Here is a 20,448-nt window from a genome sequence, read left to right as displayed (position 1 = left end):
CATGCCGGCGGTCCGGCGCGGCCGTCACCAGGTGTCGATCCAGCGGTGGCGGTCCCCGGGCGGCGGCGCGGACGCGAACGCCGTGGTGATCCAGCGGCGGGTTCCGGCCGGGTCGATGACGTCGTCCAGCTCGAAGACCGTGGCCGCGTGGAGCGCCTTGCCGTACTCGTAGGCGGCGGCGACCATCTTCTCGAACATCTCCTGCGGGTCGTCGGCCTCGGCCAGCTCCTTGCGGAACCCGAGCCGGACCGCGCCCTCCAGGCCCATGCCGCCGATCTCGCCGGTGGGCCACGCGACGGTCGCGAGCGGCGCCTTGAACCCGCCGCCCGCCATGGCCTGCGCGCCGAGCCCGTAGCCCTTGCGGAGCACGATCGTGACGATGGGGACGCGCAGGTTGGCGCCGATGACGAACATGCGGCCGAAGTGCCGGACGGTGGCGGTCCGCTCGGCGTCCGGCCCGACCATGAAGCCGGGGGTGTCGCACAGGGACACGACGGGCAGGCCGTGGGCGTCGCACAGCTGCAGGAACCGGGCGGCCTTGTCGGCGGCGTCGCGGTCGATGGCGCCGCCGAGGTGCGCCGGGTTGCTGGCGATCAGGCCCATCGGGCGCCCCTCGATCCGCACCAGCGCGGTGATGATCCCGACGCCGAACGCGCGGCGCAGCTCCAGCACCGACCCGGTGTCGGCGAGGTGGGTGATCGCGCGGCGGACGTCGTAGGCGCGCAGCCGGTTCTCCGGGACGGCGTGCCGCAGGAGCCGCTGGTCGCCGCACGTCCACTCCTCCCGCGGCCCCTGGAAGTAGGACAGGTAGCGGCGGGCCGCGTCGACGGCCTCGGCCTCGTCCTCGACGACGATGTCGACGACGCCGTTGGGCTCCTGGTCGCCGATCGGGCCGATCTCCTCGGGCGCGAACACGCCGAGTCCGCCGCCCTCGATCATCGCGGGGCCGCCCATCCCGATGTTGGCGTCGCGGGTGGCGATGATGACGTCGCAGCAGCCGAGCAGCGCCGCGTTCCCGGCGAAGCAGCGCCCGGACGCGATCCCGGCGGACGGGACGACGCCGCTGAGCCGCCCCATGGCGTGGAAGGTCGTCACGTCCAGCCCGGACACCGACGACGTGTCGGTGTCGCCGGGCCGTCCCCCGCCGCCCTCCGCGAACAGCACAAGGGGCAGGCGGCGGCGGTGGGCGATGTCGAGCATCCGGTCGGTCTTGCGGTGGTTCTGGTAGCCCTGTGTCCCTGCGAGGACCATGTAGTCGTAGGACATGACGACGGCCTGCGCGCCGTTCACGTCCCCGATGCCGCAGACCATGCCGTCGGCGGGGGTGCGTTCGATCAGGTCCTCCAGGGACCGGCGCTGCCGCTGCGCCGCGATGGCGAGGGCGCCGTACTCCACGAACGTGCCGGGGTCGCACAGGTCCTCGATGTTCTCCCTGGCGGTGCGGTGCCCGCGCGCGTGCCGCCTGGCGACGGCCTCGGGCCGGGACGCGTCCAGGCCGAGCTCGTGCCGGCGCAGCGCCTCGGCGAGGTCGGCGCGGATCTCGCCGAGGTCGGCCCCGGCGTCCTCGGCGACGTGGTCGCCGTCCACCTCGGCGGGTTCGACGAACAGCAGCGGGGCGCCCTCGGCGACCGTGTCGCCGGGCGCGGCGGCGACGCTCGCGACGATGCCCGCCTCGCCCGCGCGGACGACGTGCTCCATCTTCATGGCCTCAAGGATCAGGACGGGCGTCCCGGCCCGGACGAGGTCGCCCTCGGCCACGTCCACGCCGACGACCGTGCCCTGCATCGGCGCGGGCACGGCGACGGTGCCGGGCGGCGCGTCCGGCTGCGCGGCGGCGGGCAGGTCGGCCTCGTCCCGGACGGTCTCGACGTAGTAGCGGCGGTGCTCGCTCTCCAGCAGCTCGGGCAGATGGTCCGCGATGAAGGACGTGTCGAAGCCGCCCGAGGTGAAGCCGGGATGCCGCAGGATGCCCTGCAGCAGCGGGATGCTGGTGGCCACGCCCGCGACCTCGAACTCGCCGAGCGCGCCGTGCGCGCGGGCGGCGGCCGCCGGGAGGTCCTCCGCGCGGACGATGACCTTGGCGAGCAGCGCGTCGTAGCGCGGGCTCGTGCGGTACCCGGCGTACCCGTGGGTGTCGACGCGGACGCCGGGCCCGGCAGGCGGCGCGAACGCGGTCAGCGTCCCCGTCCGCGGGTGCGGGGCTCCGTCCGCGTCGAGCGTCTCGGTGTTGACCCGCACCTGGACGGCGCAGCCGGACGGCCGCGGCGGCCCGCCGCCCAGGCCCACGGCGGCGAGGTCCTCCCCCAGCGCGAGCCTGATCTGGGTCTTCACCAGGTCGACGCCGGTGATCTCCTCGGTGATGGTGTGCTCGACCTGGAGCCTCGGGTTGACCTCCAGGAACCAGAACTCCTCGCCGGTCACGAGGAACTCGAACGTGCCGATGCCGTCGTAGCGGACCCGGGCGGCCATGCGGAGCGCCGCGTCCAGCAGCGCGTCGCGGACGTCGCCCGGCAGCGCGGGCGCGGGCGCGACCTCGATCAGCTTCTGGTGCCGCCGCTGGACGCTGCAGTCGCGTTCCCACAGGTGGGTGACCGCGCCGGTCCCGTCACCGGCGACCTGAACCTCGATGTGGCGGGCGCGCGGCACGTACGTCTCGGCGTAGACGTCGCCGCTGCCGAACGAGGCCAGCGCCTCCGACCGGCACCGCTCGTACGCGGCGGCCATCTCACCGGGGACGGTGACGGCGCGCATCCCGCGCCCGCCGCCTCCGGCGACGGCCTTGAGCATCGCCGGGCCGTGCTCGCGGGCGAACGCCTCCGCGTCCGCGAGGCTCACCGGGCCCTCCGTGCCGGGCGTCACGGGAACACCGGCCTCCCGTGCGAGGGCGCGGGAGCGCGTCTTGTCGCCGAACAGTTCGAGCAGCTCGGGGCGCGGGCCGGTGAACGTCAGCCCGGCGGCGGCGCAGCGCGCGGCGAACGCCGCGTTCTCGCTCAGGAACCCGTAGCCGGGGTGGACGGCGGTGACGCCCGCGTCCTTGGCGGCGGCGAGCAGCGCGTCCGCGTCGAGGTAGCCGGCGACGCCCTCGCCGGGCAGCGCCCGCGTCCCGTCGGCGCGGCGGGTGTGCGGGGAGGCGGCGTCGTCGCGGGTGTGCACGGCGACCGTCCGCAGGCCCAGTTCCGCCGCGGCCCGGACGACCCGGAGCGCGATCTCCCCCCGGTTGGCCACAAGGATTCCGCCCACCCGGTCCTCCTCACCTCGCCTGGCCCGGCCGGGCCCCACTTTAGAGAGGCGGGCGGGGTGTGGTGCGTCCGGGCCGGAGCCTCATGCGGCGAAGGACCCCGGGCCCGGACGGTCCGTGTCCCCTAGTGGCCGGTCGTGACGGCACCGGCCGTCAGGTCCCGGTGCGCGCGGATGACGTCGGCGTAGCGGCGGCCGCTGTCCTTGACGACGCGTTCCTGGGTGGCGAAGTCGACGTGGACGAGCCCGAAGCGCTGCGCGTACCCGTACGCCCATTCGAAGTTGTCCAGGAGCGACCAGGCGAAGTAGCCGTCCAGCGGGACGCCCCGGCGAGCGGCCGACGCGCACGCCGCCAGGTGCGCCTCCAGGTAGGCGGTGCGCTCGGCGTCGTGGACGGCCCCGCCGGGCGTCACCGTGTCGGCGTAGGCGGAGCCGTTCTCGGTGACCATGACGCTGCGGGGCGCGTAGTCCTCGGTGACGCGGACCAGGACCCTCTCCAGCCGGTCCGGGTGGATCTCCCAGTCCATCCCGGTGCGCGGCGTCCCCGCCGGGGTGATCTGGCGGGTGTGCGGCGGCGGCCCGGCGGGGTCGGCGACGTTCACGGACCGCCGGTAGTAGTTGACGCCGAGCCAGTCGAGCGGCGCGGCGATCGTCTCGAGGTCGCCGGGCCGCACCGGCGGCTCCACGCCGTACACCTCGATCATGTCGGCGGGCAGGCCGCGCCCGTGGACCGGGTCGAGCCACCAGCGGTTGTGGTGGCCGTCCTGGCGCCGTGCCGCCGCCACGTCCTCCTCCCGGTCGCTTCCCGGCTCGCAGTCGGTGACCAGGTTGACGACGCCGACGCGGGCGTCCGGTGCCGCCGCGCGGATCGCCTGCACGCCGAGGCCGTGCGCGAGCATCATGTGGTACGAGGCGGGCACCGCCGCGCGGATGTCGGCGAGGCCGGGCGCCATCTCTCCCTGGAGGTGCCCGATCCAGGCCGCGCACACCGGCTCGTTCAGCGTCGCCCACGACTTCACGCGGTCGCCGAGCGCCGCGGCGACCGCGGACGCGTACTCGGCGAAGTGCCCGGCGGTGTCGCGGGACGGCCAGCCGCCGCGTTCCTGGAGGGCCTGCGGCAGGTCCCAGTGGTACAGGGTCGGGTGCGGCTCGATGCCCGCCTCCAGCAGGGCGTCCACGAGCCGGTCGTAGAAGGCGAGGCCCGCCGGGTTCACCGGGCCGTCGCCGCCGGGCAGCACCCGCGGCCACGCGATGGAGAACCGGTACGCGCGCAGCCCCAGCGCCGACATCAGCGCGAGGTCCTCGCGCCAGCGGTGGTAGTGGTCGCAGGCGACGTCGCCGGTGTCGCCGCCGGCGATCGCGCCGGGGACGCGGCAGAACACGTCCCAGATGGAGGGGGCGCGGCCGTCCTCGCCGGTGGCGCCCTCGACCTGGTAGGCGGACGTGGCCGCCCCCCAGGCGAAGTCGGGGCCGAACGCGGTCAGATCGTCGATGGGCACGGGTCTCCCTCTTCGGTGCGGCGGGCTGTCGGTCCTGTGTCGTGGCGGCGGGTCATTTGACGGAGCCGGCGGTCAGGCCGGCCACCAGGAAGCGCTGGAGCAGCAGGAACCCGGCGACGACGGGGACGCTCACCACGAGGGAGGCGGCCATCACCTGGTTCCAGTAGACCTCGTGCTGCGTCGAGTAGCCCTGCAGGCCGATCGCCAGGGTCCGGGTCGCGTCGTTGGTCATGACCGAGGCGAACAGCACCTCGCCCCACGCGGTCATGAACGCGTAGACGGTCACCGCGACGATGCCGGGCATGGACGCCGGGACGATCACCCGCAGCAGCGCGCCGACCGGCCCGCAGCCGTCCACCCGGGCCGCCTCGTCCAGTTCGCGGGGGATCGACTCGAAGTAGCCGGCCAGCATCCAGATCGAGAACGGCAGCGAGAACGTCAGGTACGTGAGGATGAGCGCGCCGCGGCTGCCGTACAGGGCGAGGCCGGTCGCGTTCCCCACGTTCACGAAGATCAGGAACAGCGGGAGCAGGAACAGGATCCCCGGGAACATCTGCGTGGACAGCACGGTCACGGTGAACACGCGCCGCCCGGCGAACCGGTACCGGCTCACCGCGTACGCGGCGCCGATCGCGATGACGACGGACGCGACGGTGGCGCCTCCCGCGACGATGACGCTGTTGACGAAGTAGCGCGCCAGCGGGACGGTCGACCACATGTCGATGTAGGGGCGGATCGTCGGCTCGGACGGGATCCACCGGAACGCGTCCTGGACGTCCTCCAGCGGCTTCACCGACGAGCTGATCATCGCGTAGACGGGGACGAGGGTGAACACGGTCAGCAGCGTCAGCACGATCCGCCGCGTCCACACGAACGAGGCGGGCGGGTCGCCCGGCGCGCGTCTCCCGCCCCGGCCTGCGCGGCGGGCCCGTGTCCCGGCGGCCCGTGCCACGGCGGTGCGCGTCCGGGCGGTGCGTGTCTCAGCCATGGGCGGGCCTCCGCCTCGACGTGACGATGAGGTAGGCGGCGGTGACCAGCAGCAGGAACAGCAGGAGCAGCACCGACATCGCCGAGCCCGTCCCGAAGTTCCAGGTGACGAACGAGGCGTGGTAGATGTGCACCGAGATCAGGTCGCCGCCGGTGGGCGCCGCCTTCCCGAACAGGACGAACGGCGTGTTGAAGTCGTTGAACGTCCACAGGAACAGCACGAGCACGAGCACCTGGTTGATGGGCCGCAGCGCCGGCAGCGTGATGTGCCGGATCTGCTTCCACATGCCGGCGCCGTCCAGCGCGGACGCCTCGTACAGGTCGCGGGGGACGTTCTGCAGTCCCGCCATCAGGATCAGGAACGCGAACGGCCAGGACCGCCACACGATGACGGTGACCAGCGCCCAGAAGCTGTTGCCGCCGATGAGCCAGAACGGCCGGTCACCGCCGGTCAGGTGCAGCTGGTCGGCCAGCACGTGGTTGATCATGCCGTTGTCGCGCTGGAACATGAACGCCCAGGTCATGACGGCGGTGTAGACGGGCAGCGCGTACGGGACGAGGAAGAGGGCGCGCAGCGTGCCGCGTCCGCGGAACCGCTCCTGCATCAGGACCGCTGCGGTGGTGCCGAACAGCCAGGACAGGCCGACCGCGAGCAGCGTGACGGCGAGGGTGATCAGGAACGACTGCAGCAGCCCCCGGCCGATGGCGCCGTCGAAGTCGACCGCCACCTCGTAGTTCCCGAGTCCCGCGCCGGGCGCCTGCGACCATTCACGGATATAGAAGAGGGTGAGCTCCTTGAAGCTCATCCAGATGCCGACGGCGATCGGCACCAGGTGGACGATCAGCTCGGCGATGACCGCGGGCGCGAGCAGCAGGTAGGGCAGCGCGCCGGGCGGCGGGCGCAGCCGCCGCCTGCGCCGGGTTCCGGCGGGCGGCGGCCCGCCGGAACCCCCGTCGCGGTCCCGCGCCGCGCCGCCGGGGCGGGAGACCCCGGCGGCCGAGACGTCGGCGGAGGTCATGCGGGCGTCACGTGCCCATCTGTTCCTGCGCGGCGGCCAGCTTCCGCCGGACCGTCTCCTCCGTGATCGGCTTGCCGGCGGCGGCGTCGGCGAACAGTTCCTTCATCGCGGTCCCGACAGCCGTCTCGAACTGGCTCTCCTGCGGCACCTGCGGCAGCGGCGCCGCGCTGGTGGCGAGGATCTTCTTGAACACCCGCAGGTCGGGGGTGTCGAACGCCGGGTCGTTCTGCGCGGAGGTCACCGCGGGCAGCGAGCCGTACGCCTTGTTGAGGACCTTCTGCTCCTCGTCGCTCGTCATGAACTTCACGAACTTCAGCGCGCCGTCGCGGTTGTCGGTGTTCTTGAAGACCGCGATGTTGATGCCGGCGACCATGGAGGTGATGTCCCGGCCGCCGGGCGGCGTCGGCGACGGCTTCGGGATCGGCACGACACCCCACTCGCCGGGCTTCATGCCGAGGTTGGTGAGGCCGCTGGTGGTGGCCTGCCAGAGCAGCATCGCGGCCTTGCCGGTGGCGAAGTCGTTGATCGACTGGTTGGCGGAGTACTCGGCGTTGCCGGGTGCGGCGATCTTCTCCTCGGCGAGCAGGTCGATGTACGACTTGACCGCCTCCACGGCCTGCGGGGTGGCGAACTGCGGCTTGCCGTCGGGGGTGAAGAAGTCGGCCCCGTACATCTGGCCGATGTTGAACGCCTGATGGACGTTCTCGGGGATGCTGGCGCCCTCGATCGCGATGCCGTACTTGCCGCCCTTGGTGAGCTCGTGGCCCGCGTCGACGAGTTCCTGCCAGGTCGCGGGCGGCTCCAGGTCGGCGTCCGCGAACATCCGCTTGTTGTAGTAGAGCCCGTAGGCGAGGCTGTAGAGCGGCACGGCGGCCGGGGGCTCGCCCTTGGCGCCGGCGGACGCGAGCGCGGCGGGCACGAACCGTTCCGCGCCGCCGACCTCGGCCATCGCCTGATCGTCGAAGGGCAGGAGCCCGCCGGTCGCCTGGAGCGAGGCCGACCAGGTGTTGCCGATGTTGAGCACGTCCGGGCCCTGGCCGGAGGTGGTGGCGGCGAGGATGCGGTTGAGCAGGTCGGTCCAGGGGACGACCTCCAGCTCGACCTTGATGCCGGTCCGCTTCTCGAACTTGGCGAGTTCGGGGCCGAGCACCTTCTTGTCGGCCTCGAGGTCGGTGCCCTGGTTGCTGGCCCAGTAGGTGAGGGTCGCCGGGTCGCCGTTCCCGCCGCCGGTCCCGGTGCCCCCGCCGCACGCCGCGGTGGTGGTGATGAGCAGCCCGGTGGCGAGGGCGGCGACGGCCCGGCTCCCGGTCCGGGCCCCTCCTCCGATCCGGGCCCTGCCTCCGATCCGGGCGACGACGCGCCGCCGGGCGCGGGTTCGGGTGCCGCCGATGGGGACGGCGTCGGGGCTGGGCGCGCGTGAGATGGGATGGCGCATCCGCTCGGCCTTCCGCTGCGGAGTGAGATGAGTCACTCGGAGAGTTAGATCACACCTTATTTCACGACGTGATCTAAGCAGTGACATAATGGTCGGGTCAAGACCTGAGAACCTGCGGGGGTGCGGCCGGGCGGGCCGCGGCGAAAGGGGGGCCGATGCCGGAACGGCAGCGGAGGAGGACCGTGCGCGACCTGCGCCGCACCAACCGGTCGGTACTGCTGAGGCGGCTCTACTTCGACGGGCCGCTCAGCCGCCAGGACCTGGCCCGCGCGACGGGCCTCAGCCCGGCCTCGGTCAGCAACGTCGTCACCGAGCTGATCGAGACGGGGCTCGTCGTCGAGGCGGGCAGCGTCGAGTCCGACGGGGGCCGCCCGCGGGTGCTGCTGAAGACGGCGGCCGGTTACGGCCACCTGGTCGGGGTGGACGTCGGCGAGACCCGCGTGATGGTCGAGCTGTTCGACCTGGAGCTGACCCAGCTCGCCAAGGCCGACCTGCCGCTCGGCGACGGCGGTCACGACGAGCGCGCCGTCGTCCGGCACATCCTGGACGGCCTCCCGGCGGTGATCGAGGGCGCCTCCGTCGACCCGGCGTCCATCATCGGCGTCGGCGTCGGCGTTCCCGGCGTGATCGAGCACGGCCCCGAGGCCGTCGTGCACTGCCAGACGATCGGGTGGGAGGGCGTCCCGCTGGAGCGGATGCTGCGCGAGGGCACGGGACTGCCGCTGTTCATCGACAACGGCGCGACCTCGCTCGGCCAGGCCGAGATGTGGTTCGGCGCGGGGCGCGGGCACCGCAACGCCGTCGTCGCCCTCATCGGCTCCGGCGTCGGCGCCGCCGTGATGATCGACGGCTCGCCGTACCGGGGCGCGGCGGGCAGCGCCGGCGAATGGGGCCACACCACCGCGCGGGTCGGCGGCGCGCTCTGCCGGTGCGGGTCCCGCGGCTGCCTGGAGGCCTACGTCGGCGCCACCGCGCTGCTGGAGCGCTACCGCGCGGCGGGCGGGCCGGGCGCGGCCGACGAGGAGGACGCCCTCGCCGGGCTGCTCGCCGACCCCTCCCCCGCCGCGGCCGACCTGCGCGCCGACGTCGCCGAGTACCTCGGCGCGGGCATCGCCGACCTGGTCAACCTGTTCAGCCCCGAGCGCATCATCATCGGCGGCTGGGCGGGCCTGCTGATCGGCGGCCGGATGCTCGACCGGATCGTGGCGGCCACCGCCGCGTACGCGCTGCGGCAGCCGTTCGCGCAGACCGAGATCGAACTGTGCCGCCTCGGCCCGGAGGCCGTCGCGGTCGGCGCGGCCACACTCCCCCTCGCCCACCTCCTGAACACCGGCGGCGACCCGGCGGCCGCCCGATGACCGGGCGCGGCGCCCGGGTGATAATGGTGCGGTGAGGCCGCCACCTCGCGATCACCCTCCGGAGGGACGACGATTCATGGGCACCGCCGGCCGCTCCGTGCGCGAGTCCCTGCTGGACGCCGCCGCCGACCTTCTCGTGGAGCGCGGCTACCGCGGCGTCCGCATGCGGGACGTCGCGGCCGCCGCCGGGGTGAGCCGGCAGACCGTCTACAACGAGTTCGGCGACAAGTGGGGCCTGGCCCAGGCGGTCGTGATCCGCGACAACGAGCGCTACCTCGACGGCATCGACGCGGTGCTGTCCGAGCACGACGACCTGTACTCGGCGGTGACGGCCGCGGTCATGTTCACCCTGGAGATGTCGGCGGACGACCAGCTGAAGAAGGCGGTGCTGACCGGTGCGGGCGGCGACGAGATGCTGCCGCTGCTCACCACGCAGGCCGAGCCGGTGCTGTTCACCGCCAGCGCCCGCATCGCCGAACACGCCCTGCGCCAGTGGCCGGACCTGGACCAGGACGCCCTCACCGAGATCGCCGACGCGGCGGTGCGGCTGACGATGAGCCACATCATGCTGCCCTCCGGCCCGCCGGAGCGGCTCGCCCACTTCGTCGCCCGCATGGTGACCCGCTACGTGGCCGTCCCCCGGCGATCCGCCGCCACGGACGCCGGTCCCAGCGGTACCGTCCGGCCACCTCGCGGCCGCTGAACCCGGGGACCGGGGGCCACTTCGCGTTCCTGCGCGATTTCCGCCGCTGACCGTCAGGGGATGACGTTCTGCAGGTGGACGACCTTGACGGCGGTCATCTCGTCCAGCAGCTCGGGACCGTAGCCGAAGCCCTGCCCGCTGACGCGGCGGGGTGTGGCGGCGCCGCCGGGGGCGCCGCCGAACACCGCGTTGATCTTCACGGTGCCGGCCTTCAGGGTGCGCCAGGCCGCCTGGGCGTGGGCGGTGTCGCGCGTGAGGACGGTCGCGGCGAGGCCGTAGCGGGACCGCCGCGCCGCGTCCAGGCCCTCGTCGAAGGTGGCGACGGTGCGGACGGGGGCGACGGGGCCGAAGGTCTCCTCCGCCATGACGGCCATGGCGTCGGTGCAGCCGGTGAGCACGGTCGCCGGGTAGAAGCTGCCGGGGCCGTCCGGGACGTGCCCGCCGGTGAGGACGCGGGCGCCGTCCGCGACGGCCTTCTCCACCTGTTCGTGCACCTGGGCGCGGTGCCGCTCGTCGACCAGGGGGCCGAGTTCGGTGGACGGGTCCGCGCCGGCGCCCATCCGCATGGTGCGGGCGCGATCGGCGAGCGCGTCCAGGAATCCGGCGGCCACCGCCTCGTGCACGTAGACGCGTTCGACGGAGGTGCAGATCTGACCGGCGTTGGCGAAGCAGCCGGTGGCGGCCTGCCCGGCGGCCCAGGACGGGTCGACGCCCGCGTCCACGACGAGGGGGTCGGCGCCGCCGTTCTCCAGCAGGGCCTTGGCCCCGGTCCGGGTGGTCAGCTCGGCGATGCGGCGGCCCGCTCGGGTGGACCCGACGTGCGCGACGACGTCGACGCCGCGGTGGCCGGCGAGGGCCTCGCCCGTCTCGCCGTCGCCGGTGACCAGGTTGAGGACGCCGTCCGGCAGGTGTCCGGCGAGCAGCTCGGCGAGCATGGCGCCGGTGTGGGGGGTCCGCTCGGACGGCTTGTGCACGACGGTGTTGCCGGTGACGACGGCGGCGCCGATCAGCCCGCAGGCGATGGCGACCGGGTCGTTCCACGGTGTGATCACCGCGACGGTCCCGTGGGGCTCGCGGACCATGAAGTCGGCGGCGTCCCACCCGCCCTGCAGGCTGCGCCCGCCGTGCAGGGGCCCCAGCTCGGCGTACTGGCGCAGCGTCGCGATCCCGGCCTCGACTCCGCCGAGCGCGTCGCCGGTCGGCTTGCCCATCTCGGCGGTCACCAGCGCGGCGAGCTCGTCCCCGCGCTCCTCGACGGCCCGCGCGGCGGCGCGCAGGGCGGCGCCCCGCTCGGCGGCCGGGGCGGCCATCCAGCCGGGTGCGGCGTCACCGGCCGCCGCGACCGCCGTGCCGACGTCGCCGGCGGCGCAGACGGGCACCACTCCCAGCGGTTCGCCGTTCGCCGGATCGGTCACCGTGAACATCCGGTCCCCGGCGCCCTGGCTCCACCGCCCGCCGGCCAGCATCCACATGTCGCGCGGCCGCATGATCATCTCCCTCGTTTCGGTTCCCGCCGGTCGCCTACCCCTGGAGACGGCCTTCAATGACGAGGCCTTGTCAGTGACCACTTACTGAAATCGGCTACCGTGGGACCCGACAGCGAGTGCGAGGGAGGCGCGGTGGACTTCGACCTGCCGGAGAGCGCGGCCGCGGTGCGCGAGGGCGTGCTGGCGATCGCCGGAAAGTACGACCAGGACTACTGGGGCCGGTGCGACGCGGACAAGCGCTGGCCGGAGGAGGTCTGGCGGGAACTGGTCAAGGGCGGCTGGCACAGCCTCGCGATCCCTGAGGAGCACGGGGGCGCCGGCCAGGGCCTGCTGGAGCTGGCCGTCGCCCTGGAGGCGCTGGCCGAGGGCGGCGCGGGCGGCGCCGCGTCCTTCATGTACCTGCTCACCCCCGCGTTCGGCGGTCTCACCATCGCCCGGCACGGGACGCCCGAGCAGCGGCGCGAGTTCCTGCCGGGGATCGCCTCCGGGGAGATCGAGACCTGCTTCGCGATCACCGAGCCGGACGCGGGCAGCAACTCCATCGACATCTCCACCCAGGCCCGCCGCGACGGCGACTCGTTCGTGGTCAGCGGCCAGAAGATCTGGATCTCCGGGGTCGAGCGCGCCGACTACCTGGTCCTCGTCACCCGCACGATCCCGGCCGCCGAGGCCAGGCCGCGCACGTCGGGCTTCACCGTCCTGCTGGTGGACGTCAAGGAGGCCGTCGCCGACGGGACGCTGAGCCACCAGCCGATTCCCAAGCTCGGCACCAACACCGTCGCGTCCAGCATGGTCTTCCTGGACGGCGTCCGCGTGCCGGCGGAGCGGGTCCTCGGCGAGGTGGACCTGGGGTTCGCCGTCCTGTGGGACATCCTCAACCCCGAGCGGATCCTGGCCGCGGCGGGCGGCGTCGGGTCCGGCGGGCTGGTGCTGAAGCTCGCCTGCGAGTACGCGAGCGAGCGGCCGCCGTTCGGCAAGCCGATCGGGTCGAACCAGGGCATCGCCTTCCCGCTCGCCAGGATCAAGGCGCAGCTTGAGCTCGCGCGGCTCATGACCTACAAGGCCGCCTGGCTGTGGGACCGGGGCCGCCCCTGCGGGTCGGAGGCCAACATCGCCAAGCTCACCGCGGCGGACGCGGCCTGGCAGGCGGCCGACCGCGCCTTCCAGACCTACGGCGGCATGGCGTACTCGCTGGAGTACCCGATCGCCCGCATGTTCCGCGACGCCCGCATCGCCAAGAACATCCCGGTCGCCGAGGAACTGGTCCTCGCCCACATCGCCCAGCACGAACTCGGCCTGCCCAAGTCGTACTGACCCCGCGGACACCGCGCCGGGCGCATGTGCGCACGGCCCCGGTCGCCCGGATCACGGCCGGGCGAGCTGGGGCATCGCCGCTCACCGTCGAGGAGACCCCGTGGGCGGAACCCGCTCAGCCGAAACGGGGCGGGCGCTTCTCGCGCATCGCCGAGACGCCCTCCCGCACGTCCGGGCCGGTGAACCCGAAGAACTCCATCGCCAGGGACGCGTCGAACGTCGGGCCCGCCAGGCGCAGCCAGTTGTTCAGCGCGTGCTTGGTGAACGACAGCGCCTCCGCGGGCCCGGCCGCGAGGCGCCCGGCGATCTCCAGGGCGCGCTCGTGCACCTCCCCGTCGTCCACGCACAGCGAGACCAGGCCGATCCGCTCGGCCTCCTCACCGGTCAGGACGTCGTTGAGCAGCAGGTAGTACTTGGCCTTCGCCAGCCCGCACAGCAGCGGCCACACGATCGCGGCGTGGTCGCCGGCCGCCACGCCCAGCCGCGTGTGCCCATCGATGATCTTGGCGGTGCGGCCGGCGACGGAGATGTCGGCCAGCAGCGCCACCGCGAGCCCGGCGCCCACCGCCGGGCCCTGCACGGCGCTGACCACCGGCTTCGAGCAGTTCACCACGTTCATCACGATGTCGCGGGCCTCGCGCATGATGCGGCGGCGGGCGGCGTGGTCGGCCATCATCTCCTCGATCATCGCCAGGTCGCCGCCCGCGGAGAACGCCGTCCCCTCGCCGCGCACGACGACGACGCGCACCTCGTCGTCGGCGTCGGCGTCCCGCCAGATCTCCGCCAGCTCCCGGTGCCCGGTCGCATCGACCGCGTTGAGCTTGCCCGGCGTGCTGATCGTGACCCGCAGCACGCCGTCCGCCACCCGGTCGATCTTCAGCCGCTCGTAGCCGTCATACCGCCCGCTGCCCATGGCAGGTCCCCTCCCGCGTCCGCGCGTCGAATGCCGCGCGCAATCGTCGCACAGCGAAATCCATCGCCCGGACACCGGCGTCGAAGATCTCCGGCAGCAGGAAGAACGCGTGCACGACGCCGTCGTAGCGGCGCAGCTCCACCGGCACGCCGGAGGCGGCGAGGCGGCGCGCGTACGCCTCGGCCTCGTCGCGCAGGATGTCGCACTCCGCGGTGATCACGGTGGCGGGGGCGACACCGGCGAGGTCGGGGGCGCGCAGCGGGGCGAGCCGGAAGTCCGACGGGTCGGCGCCGCCCCGGTAGAGGCGCATGAAGCGGGCGAGCGTCCCGGCGTCCAGCCCGTACCCGGACGCGTACCTCCGCCAGCTCGGGGTGTCCATCGCCGTGTCGGTCACCGGGTAGACGAGCAGCTGGTGGACGAGCGGAACCCCGCGGTCGCGGGCCAGCAGCGCGGCGACCGCGGCGAGGTTGCCGCCGGCGCTGTCGCCCGCGACCGCGACGGCGCCGGGCAGGACGCCGTAGCGTTCCGGTTCCCGCGCCACGGACGCGACGACGGCCCAGGCGTCGTCCACCGCCGCGGGGAACGGATGCTCGGGGGCCAGCCGGTAGCCGACGTTCAGGACGACGCATCCGGTGGCCGCCGCGAGGTCGCGGCACGCGGCGTCCACGTTGTCGACGCCGCCGAGGACCCAGCCTCCCCCGTGCAGGTAGACGACCGCGGGCAGCGGGCCGCGGCCGGGGGGCGCCGGGCGGTACAGGCGGACCGGGACGGAACCGCCCGGGCGGCGCACGGTGAGGTCGCGGACCTGCGGCAGCTCGCGCCGGACGGCGGGGAACGCCTCATCGAGCCGGGAGCGCATCTCCTCGATCGTCGGTTCCGTCCGGTCGCCGGCGTCCGGCGGAGGGGCCGTCCAGGCGGCGAGCACCTTCAGAAAGCTCACGGTCTGCGGATGCAGGGGCATGCGGCGGCCTCCGGCAGGCGATTTGCGGCGGAATCTACCGAATCGCCTTCCCCCGGTACCGGCAGGTCAACCCCCCGGCGGCCTCCCGGTCAGCGGCCGGCGGCCTCGGCGACCAGGGCCTCGAACAGGCGCCCGTCGGCCCCCTCCTCCGGGTGCCACTGGACGGCGAGCCCGAAGCGGTGCCCCTGCAGCTCGACGGCCTCCACCACCTGGTCCTCGGCCCAGGCCACCGCGGACAGGCCCTTGCCGAGCCGGCTCACCGCCTGGTGATGGTAGGTGGGGACGTCGGCGGAGTCGCCCATGATCTTGCCGACCAGGCTGGTGGCGCTGATCTGCACCGGATGGGAGCCGGCGAGCCCGGTCTCCGGGGCGTGGCCCTTGTGGCCCACCGCCTCCGGCAGATGCTGGATCAGGGCGCCGCCGCGCGCCACGTTCAGCACCTGCATGCCCCGGCAGATCGCCAGGAACGGCAGGTCGGCGTCCACGACCGCGCGGGCCAGCGCCAGCTCGAACCGGTCGCGCTGGGGCTGGGGCGGGCCGGTCTCCGGGTCCCGGACGGCACCGTACAGGTCGGGGTCGAGGTCGCCGCCGCCCGCGAGGACGACGCCGTCGAGCCGGGCGATCAGCGCGTCCAGGCCGCGCAGGGCCGCGGTCGGGGGCAGCATCACCGGGACGCCGCCCGCCCGCTCGACCGAGCGGACGTACGGCACCGGCAGGAGCGCGGCCTCGCGCACCCAGACCCCCCAGCGGGCCGGCTCCTGGTAGGTGGTGATGCCGATGAGCGGCGGCGCGCCGTCACCGGCGTTCGGGGCCGGCGCCCCGCGGATGGCCTTCGACATGCGTGTTTCCCCTCTGCTGAGCGTTGGCCACGGGACGACCTCCGATATGGGTGATTCGTCGCGTTCGGCTGCACATCATGGTGCCTCACCCGCCCCCCGGGGCCGTCCCGTCCCCCGGCCTTCTACCTGCCAGCTTGCCCCACGGGGCGGATCTTCGCAGTCGGAAGTGGCGAGATCGGTCCGGCGGGGACCGCCCCCGGAGGGCGCGACCGGGGCGGCGGTCCGGAAAAATCACTGAAGAATCCTGAAATCTTCCACTCGGGAGGGGATTCGTGTCCCCGCGACCGGCGCACGCCGTGAACGGCTGCCCCATCTTGCAAATACCGATCAGTATGCGTGCCCTTTTCCGGGGTCGGCCGCTCACGGAGAATTCATCAGCGACTACGCTGCGGAACATTCGCGCGCCGCCGCACCGCCTCCGCTTGAGGACCTGCGCAATTGAGTGCGAGAATCTCACAAAGCCGGACATCGGATGTGGCGCAACCGCCGCGAAACCCCCGGGTCCGTCCTCCAAAAGCCCAAAGGGGGCGAGCTGGAGAATGCCACCGGAACCCCGCATCGTCAAAGAGACCTTCGCCCGCCTCGAAGCGGACCCGGCGGGCGCCACGAGCTATTTCTACGGCCGCCTGTTCGCGCGGGAGCCGCGGCTGCGCGCCCTTTTCCCGCCCGCGATGAGCACCCAGCACGACCGGTTCTTCCAGGCGCTCACCCGGATCGTCTGGAGCCAGGACAACCCCGAAGAGCTCACCGGCCACCTCGGCCGGCTCGGCCGCGACCACCGCAAGTACGGCGTCCTGCGCGAGCACTATCCCGCCGTCGAGACCGCGCTCATCGCGACACTGCGGCTCTTCGCCGCCGACGTGTGGAACGCCGAGGCCGAGGACGCCTGGACCGCCGCCTACCGGTCCGCCGCCGCGACCATGATCGCCGCCGCCGGGCGGGACTCCGCCGGACACCCGCCGTGGTGGGTCGCCGAGGTCACCGCCCACGACCGCCGCGACCACGACCTCGCCGTCCTCGCGCTGCGGCCCGAGCGGCCGCTGCCGTTCCTGCCGGGCCAGCACGTGAGCGTGCAGACCGCCCGCTGGCCCCGCGTCTGGCGGCCCTACTCGATCGCGAACGCGCCCCGCCCCGACGGGACGATCCGCCTGCACGTCCGCGCCCGCCCCGCCGGATGGATCAGCGGCACGCTGGTACGGCACTGCGGACCCGGCGACACCGTCCTGCTCGGCCCCGCCGCGGGCACCATGACGCTCGAACCCGGCCACGGCCGCGGGCTCCTCCTGATCGGCGGGGGCACCGGGCTCGCCCCGATGAAGGCGCTCGCCGAACAGGCCGCCGCGTCCGGCCGCGACCGCGACGTCCACCTCCTCGTCGGGGCCCGCGCCGAGAGCGGCCTCTACGACATGACCGAACTGCGGCGGCTGGAATCCGCCTGCGCCCGTCTGCGCGTGGTCCCGGTCCTGTCGCGGTCACCTGCGCGGCCCGGCGGCCTGCACGGCCGGATGCCCGATGTCCTGCCCGGCTTCCTGGACGGCGTCCGCGGCTGGCGCGACCACGACGCCTACGTGGCCGGCCCCGCCCCGCTCGTCCGGCGGACCGTCACGGCGCTGCAGCGGCACGGGATGTCCCTCACCCGCATCCACCACGACCTGCTCACCGCCGAGGACTGAGCGGTCACCAGCCGGCGCGCTCCCGCAGGAACGCGGTCGTCGCCGCGTCCGCCGGATAGAACGACTCGATCGCCAGCTCCGCCACCGTGATGTCGACCGGCGTCCCGAACGTCGCGATCGTGCTGAAGAACGACACCTCCCGCCCGTCCAGCCGCATCCGCAGCGGGACGAACACCTCGTTGCCGTCGGGCGGCGCCATCGCCTCCCCCACGTCCCCCGGGAAACTGCGCAGCTCCTGGTAGAGCTGGGCGAGCGACGCGTCCGCGGTCAGCGCCACGTGCCGCCGCACCCGGTCGATCATGTGGGCCCGCCACTCGGCCAGGTTCAGGATGTTCCTGGCCATCCCGTCGGGATGCATGCTGAGCCGCAGCACGTTCAGCGGCGGCTCCAGCAGCTCCGGCGGCGCGCCCTCCATGAAGAACGCGGCCGCCCCGTTGGCGTCGATCAGGTTCCAGAACCGGTCGACGACCACCGCCGGGTACGGCTCGTGCCCGTCCAGCACCTGCCTCAGCGCCGCCCGGACCGAATCCATCCTCGGCTCCTCCATCGGCGTCTCGCCGAACACCGGCGCGTACCCCGCCGCCACCAGCAGCAGGTTCCGGTCGCGCAGCGGCACGTCCAGATGCTCGGCCAGCCGCAGCACCATCTCCCGGCTCGGCGCCGAACGTCCCGTCTCCACGAAGCTCAGATGCCGCGTCGACACGTCCGCCTCCGACGCCAGCTCAAGCTGGCTGAGCCTGCGCCGCTGCCGCCACGCGCGCAGCTGGTCTCCGATCGGTCTCACGTCGCTCAACGCCGTCATCGTCGTCACCGCCCCGACGCTACCCGCGACCCCGTCATGGAGGCGATTACGCCAGAGGTAACGGCGACCCCCGTTACCCGCGAGGTAATGGACGCCGGCCCCGCCCGGTCGCCAGAGTGGGCCGGACACGAAAGAGGAGGCTCCATGACCACCGGGCTCACACCCGACCAGCTCGCCGACGCCATGCCCTTCGCCCGCGCGCTCGGCGTGGAGATCGACACCGCCGGGCCCGAGGAGGTCACCGGCCGGCTGGACTGGGCCCCGGACCGCTGCACCGCGGGCGGCGTCATGCACGGCGGCGCCCTCATGGCCCTGGCCGACACCCTCGGCGCGGCCTGCGCGTTCCTCAACCTGCCGCCGGGCACGTCCACCTCGACGCTGGAGTCCAAGACCAATTTCTTCCGCGGCGTCAAGGACGGCCACGTCCGGGGCGTCTCGCGGCCGCTGCACACCGGCCGCACCTCGATCGTCGTCCAGACCGACCTCTTCGACGGCACCGGCCGCCGCGTCGCGCAGGTGACCCAGACCCAGGCCGTCCTGCGCGCCTGACACCACCGACGCGACTGATCCCGCCGGGCGCCTTTACGTTGTAGATTTTTTATCGAGGTGCTCGCCGAAGAAGGCGAAGATCCGGTCCCAGCCGTCCGCCGCGTTCTCCCTGCCCCGGCCGAGCCCGAAGGCGATCTTCGCCACCGGGCCGAGCGGGGGCGGCGGGGTGAGGCCGGTGAGGAAGCCGTGCCCGGTCGCCGGATACTCCTTCACGTCGTGCGTCACGCCGGCGGCGGTCAGGGCCCGCTCCAGCTTGCCCGCCGCCCCGCGCAGGGTCGGATCGGCACCGCCGTAGTTCCCGACGACCGGGCACGCGCCCCGCAGCGTCTCCTCCGGCCGGCGCGGCAGGATGCCGTAGTTGACCGCGGCGGCCTTGAAGTCGTACTTCGCCGCCGCGACCAGCGCGAACCCGCCCCCCATGCAGAATCCGCACACGCCCACGTCGCCGGTGCAGTCGTCCCGGCCCGCCAGCCACGCCCGCGTCGCCTCGATGTGGTCGTAGGCGGGGCCGCGCCTGGAGCGCATGTCCCGCATCGCCTTGGTGACGCAGCGGATCCACGGAGCGCCGTTGTAGAGGTCGGGCAGGACGGCGAGGTACCCGCCGGCGGCGAACCGGTCGGCCTGGGCGCGCATGTCCTCGTTCGCGCCCATCGCCTCGAACACGACGACCACGCCGGGCCAGGGCCCCTCCCCCTCGGGGACGGCGAGGTAGACCGGCAGCTCCCGCTCACCCGCGGGAATCATGATGTCAGACATACCGTCCAACAATTCCCCAGGCACATGCCGTACGCCTAGACCCAAACCCACAAAGTCAAACCTTGCGCCACTGGGGGATCCAGGCGCCGTCCTCGACGACGTAGTCGCCGAACAGGTCCGGGGCCTCCTTGCGCACCACCTCGCCGATCTTGCCGAAGAGGAGGCGGATCTCCTCCTCGGCGCCGGGGGCGGTGCGGTTCTCCAAGGTGTGGCGCAGCGTACGGACGTTGGCCGTCCAGACCAGCCCGGTGCCGACGCCCTCCGGGGCGAACCGGCGCATGAACGAGGTCTTGTGCTTCTTCTCCTTGAACGGCACGCCTTCGTCGTCCAGGCCGAAGTGCTCGGCCATCCAGCCCTGGAACTCCTCCATCTGCTCCAGCATGGCGGTTGCGCGCTTCATCAGTTCCGGGTCCTCGCGGGCCCACTCGGGGAACCAGAACGGGATGTCCTGGAGCCGGACGAAGCGCAGCGACTCCTGCGAGATGGCCACGCCCGGACGGTGGCGCACGAGTTCGTGGGTGAGCACCCGGCTCACGTTGTGCAGGACGAAGCTGAAGCTGACGTGCTCCAGGACCGAGCCGTGCAGGCTGCGAAGGATGTTCTCCAGGTACTGGCCCGAGTCCGTGCGGACCTTGACCACGTTGGGGTTGAGGCCCGGCTCCCACGAGCGGTAGCAGAGCCGGCCCGCGAACTCGGCGAGGTTCTGCGGGTCGTTCAGCTCGTCGTCGAGGCCGCCCCGGTCGAGCCGCTCCAGCCAGCTCTCCCCGCCCACGTCCCGCAGGTACCGGGCGACCTCGTCGTAGTCCAGTTCGGGCCGCGCAACGAGGAACACCTCAGGCTCGACGCTCTTCATCTCGTATCCCCCCATGGGTCGTTTCCGTCGCCCCTCAGCGTCCCACGACACGGTGGGACGGCC

Annotated in this window: 17 protein-coding genes; 5 read left to right on the top strand and 12 right to left on the bottom strand. The window is 73.3% G+C overall.

Features of this window, described 5'->3' with window-relative positions:
* Window positions 1–24 precede the first annotated feature (24 nt).
* The 5 genes from ACTWPP_RS19850 to ACTWPP_RS19830 form a co-directional block, all read right to left on the bottom strand.
* Window positions 25–3,240: a carboxyl transferase domain-containing protein gene (locus ACTWPP_RS19850; RefSeq protein WP_443105777.1), complete on the bottom strand. Its 3,216-nt coding sequence runs from the start codon at window positions 3,238–3,240 to the stop codon at window positions 25–27.
* 122 nt (window positions 3,241–3,362) lie between these two features.
* Window positions 3,363–4,736, bottom strand: a complete 1,374-nt coding sequence (locus ACTWPP_RS19845) for a GH1 family beta-glucosidase (RefSeq protein WP_443105776.1) — start codon at window positions 4,734–4,736, stop codon at window positions 3,363–3,365.
* 52 nt (window positions 4,737–4,788) lie between these two features.
* The gene (locus tag ACTWPP_RS19840) at window positions 4,789–5,724 is read right to left on the bottom strand and encodes a carbohydrate ABC transporter permease (RefSeq protein WP_443105775.1); all 936 of its coding nucleotides are present in this window, start codon (window positions 5,722–5,724) and stop codon (window positions 4,789–4,791) included.
* Entirely contained in the window at window positions 5,717–6,742 is a 1,026-nt protein-coding gene (locus ACTWPP_RS19835; RefSeq protein WP_443105774.1) for a carbohydrate ABC transporter permease, read from the bottom strand. Before ACTWPP_RS19835 ends, ACTWPP_RS19840 begins: the two co-directional genes overlap by 8 nt.
* 7 nt (window positions 6,743–6,749) lie before the next feature.
* The gene (locus tag ACTWPP_RS19830) at window positions 6,750–8,177 is read right to left on the bottom strand and encodes an ABC transporter substrate-binding protein (protein WP_443105773.1); all 1,428 of its coding nucleotides are present in this window, start codon (window positions 8,175–8,177) and stop codon (window positions 6,750–6,752) included.
* A 155-nt stretch (window positions 8,178–8,332) separates the two neighbouring features.
* Between ACTWPP_RS19830 and ACTWPP_RS19825 the strand changes: the two genes are divergently transcribed.
* Window positions 8,333–9,535 carry an ROK family transcriptional regulator gene (locus ACTWPP_RS19825; RefSeq protein ID WP_443105772.1) on the top strand — a complete coding sequence of 401 codons (1,203 nt, stop codon included), beginning with the start codon at window positions 8,333–8,335 and terminating at the stop codon, window positions 9,533–9,535.
* A gap of 76 nt (window positions 9,536–9,611) precedes the next feature.
* Window positions 9,612–10,238, top strand: coding sequence for a TetR family transcriptional regulator (locus tag ACTWPP_RS19820; protein ID WP_443105771.1), 627 nt, complete (start codon window positions 9,612–9,614; stop codon window positions 10,236–10,238).
* A 53-nt stretch (window positions 10,239–10,291) separates the two neighbouring features.
* Here the strand turns inward: ACTWPP_RS19820 and ACTWPP_RS19815 are convergent, their stop codons facing one another.
* The gene (locus ACTWPP_RS19815) at window positions 10,292–11,725 is read right to left on the bottom strand and encodes an aldehyde dehydrogenase family protein (protein ID WP_443105770.1); all 1,434 of its coding nucleotides are present in this window, start codon (window positions 11,723–11,725) and stop codon (window positions 10,292–10,294) included.
* 132 nt (window positions 11,726–11,857) lie between these two features.
* Between ACTWPP_RS19815 and ACTWPP_RS19810 the strand changes: the two genes are divergently transcribed.
* On the top strand, window positions 11,858–13,039 hold the full coding sequence (locus tag ACTWPP_RS19810) for an acyl-CoA dehydrogenase family protein (RefSeq protein ID WP_443105769.1): 1,182 nt from the start codon (window positions 11,858–11,860) through the stop codon (window positions 13,037–13,039).
* 115 nt (window positions 13,040–13,154) lie between these two features.
* Here ACTWPP_RS19810 and ACTWPP_RS19805 read toward each other — a convergent pair whose 3' ends face one another.
* The 3 genes from ACTWPP_RS19805 to ACTWPP_RS19795 all read right to left on the bottom strand — a co-directional run bounded on the left by ACTWPP_RS19805 (window position 13,155) and on the right by ACTWPP_RS19795 (window position 15,752).
* On the bottom strand, window positions 13,155–13,952 hold the full coding sequence (locus tag ACTWPP_RS19805) for an enoyl-CoA hydratase/isomerase family protein (protein WP_443105768.1): 798 nt from the start codon (window positions 13,950–13,952) through the stop codon (window positions 13,155–13,157).
* A complete protein-coding gene (locus ACTWPP_RS19800; protein ID WP_443105767.1) occupies window positions 13,933–14,913 on the bottom strand; it encodes an alpha/beta hydrolase in 981 nt (326 codons plus the stop codon). Before ACTWPP_RS19800 ends, ACTWPP_RS19805 begins: the two co-directional genes overlap by 20 nt.
* Window positions 14,914–15,002: 89 nt before the next feature.
* The gene (locus tag ACTWPP_RS19795; protein ID WP_443105766.1) at window positions 15,003–15,752 is read right to left on the bottom strand and encodes a gamma-glutamyl-gamma-aminobutyrate hydrolase family protein; all 750 of its coding nucleotides are present in this window, start codon (window positions 15,750–15,752) and stop codon (window positions 15,003–15,005) included.
* A 539-nt stretch (window positions 15,753–16,291) separates the two neighbouring features.
* On the opposite strand from ACTWPP_RS19795, the gene ACTWPP_RS19790 reads away from it, so the two are divergent.
* Complete coding sequence (locus tag ACTWPP_RS19790) at window positions 16,292–17,425, top strand: globin domain-containing protein (protein ID WP_443105765.1); 1,134 nt, start codon at window positions 16,292–16,294, stop codon at window positions 17,423–17,425.
* A 4-nt stretch (window positions 17,426–17,429) separates the two neighbouring features.
* On the opposite strand, the gene ACTWPP_RS19785 is transcribed toward ACTWPP_RS19790, so the two are convergent.
* Complete coding sequence (locus ACTWPP_RS19785; protein ID WP_443105983.1) at window positions 17,430–18,227, bottom strand: helix-turn-helix domain-containing protein; 798 nt, start codon at window positions 18,225–18,227, stop codon at window positions 17,430–17,432.
* A gap of 144 nt (window positions 18,228–18,371) precedes the next feature.
* Here ACTWPP_RS19785 and ACTWPP_RS19780 point away from each other — a divergent pair, with 144 nt between their 5' ends.
* Complete coding sequence (locus ACTWPP_RS19780) at window positions 18,372–18,776, top strand: PaaI family thioesterase (protein WP_443105764.1); 405 nt, start codon at window positions 18,372–18,374, stop codon at window positions 18,774–18,776.
* Window positions 18,777–18,809: 33 nt separating this feature from the next.
* Here the strand turns inward: ACTWPP_RS19780 and ACTWPP_RS19775 are convergent, their stop codons facing one another.
* Entirely contained in the window at window positions 18,810–19,532 is a 723-nt protein-coding gene (locus tag ACTWPP_RS19775; RefSeq protein ID WP_443105763.1) for a dienelactone hydrolase family protein, read from the bottom strand.
* A 55-nt stretch (window positions 19,533–19,587) separates the two neighbouring features.
* The gene (gene thyX / locus ACTWPP_RS19770; RefSeq protein WP_443105762.1) at window positions 19,588–20,385 is read right to left on the bottom strand and encodes an FAD-dependent thymidylate synthase; all 798 of its coding nucleotides are present in this window, start codon (window positions 20,383–20,385) and stop codon (window positions 19,588–19,590) included.
* Window positions 20,386–20,448: the final 63 nt, after the last annotated feature.

It is taken from the genome of Actinomadura sp. 3N407 (genome assembly GCF_052245875.1).
Taxonomy (GTDB): domain Bacteria; phylum Actinomycetota; class Actinomycetes; order Streptosporangiales; family Streptosporangiaceae; genus Spirillospora.
Note: the sequence above shows the minus strand (reverse complement) of the source record. Positions and strands in the feature narration are given on the sequence as shown.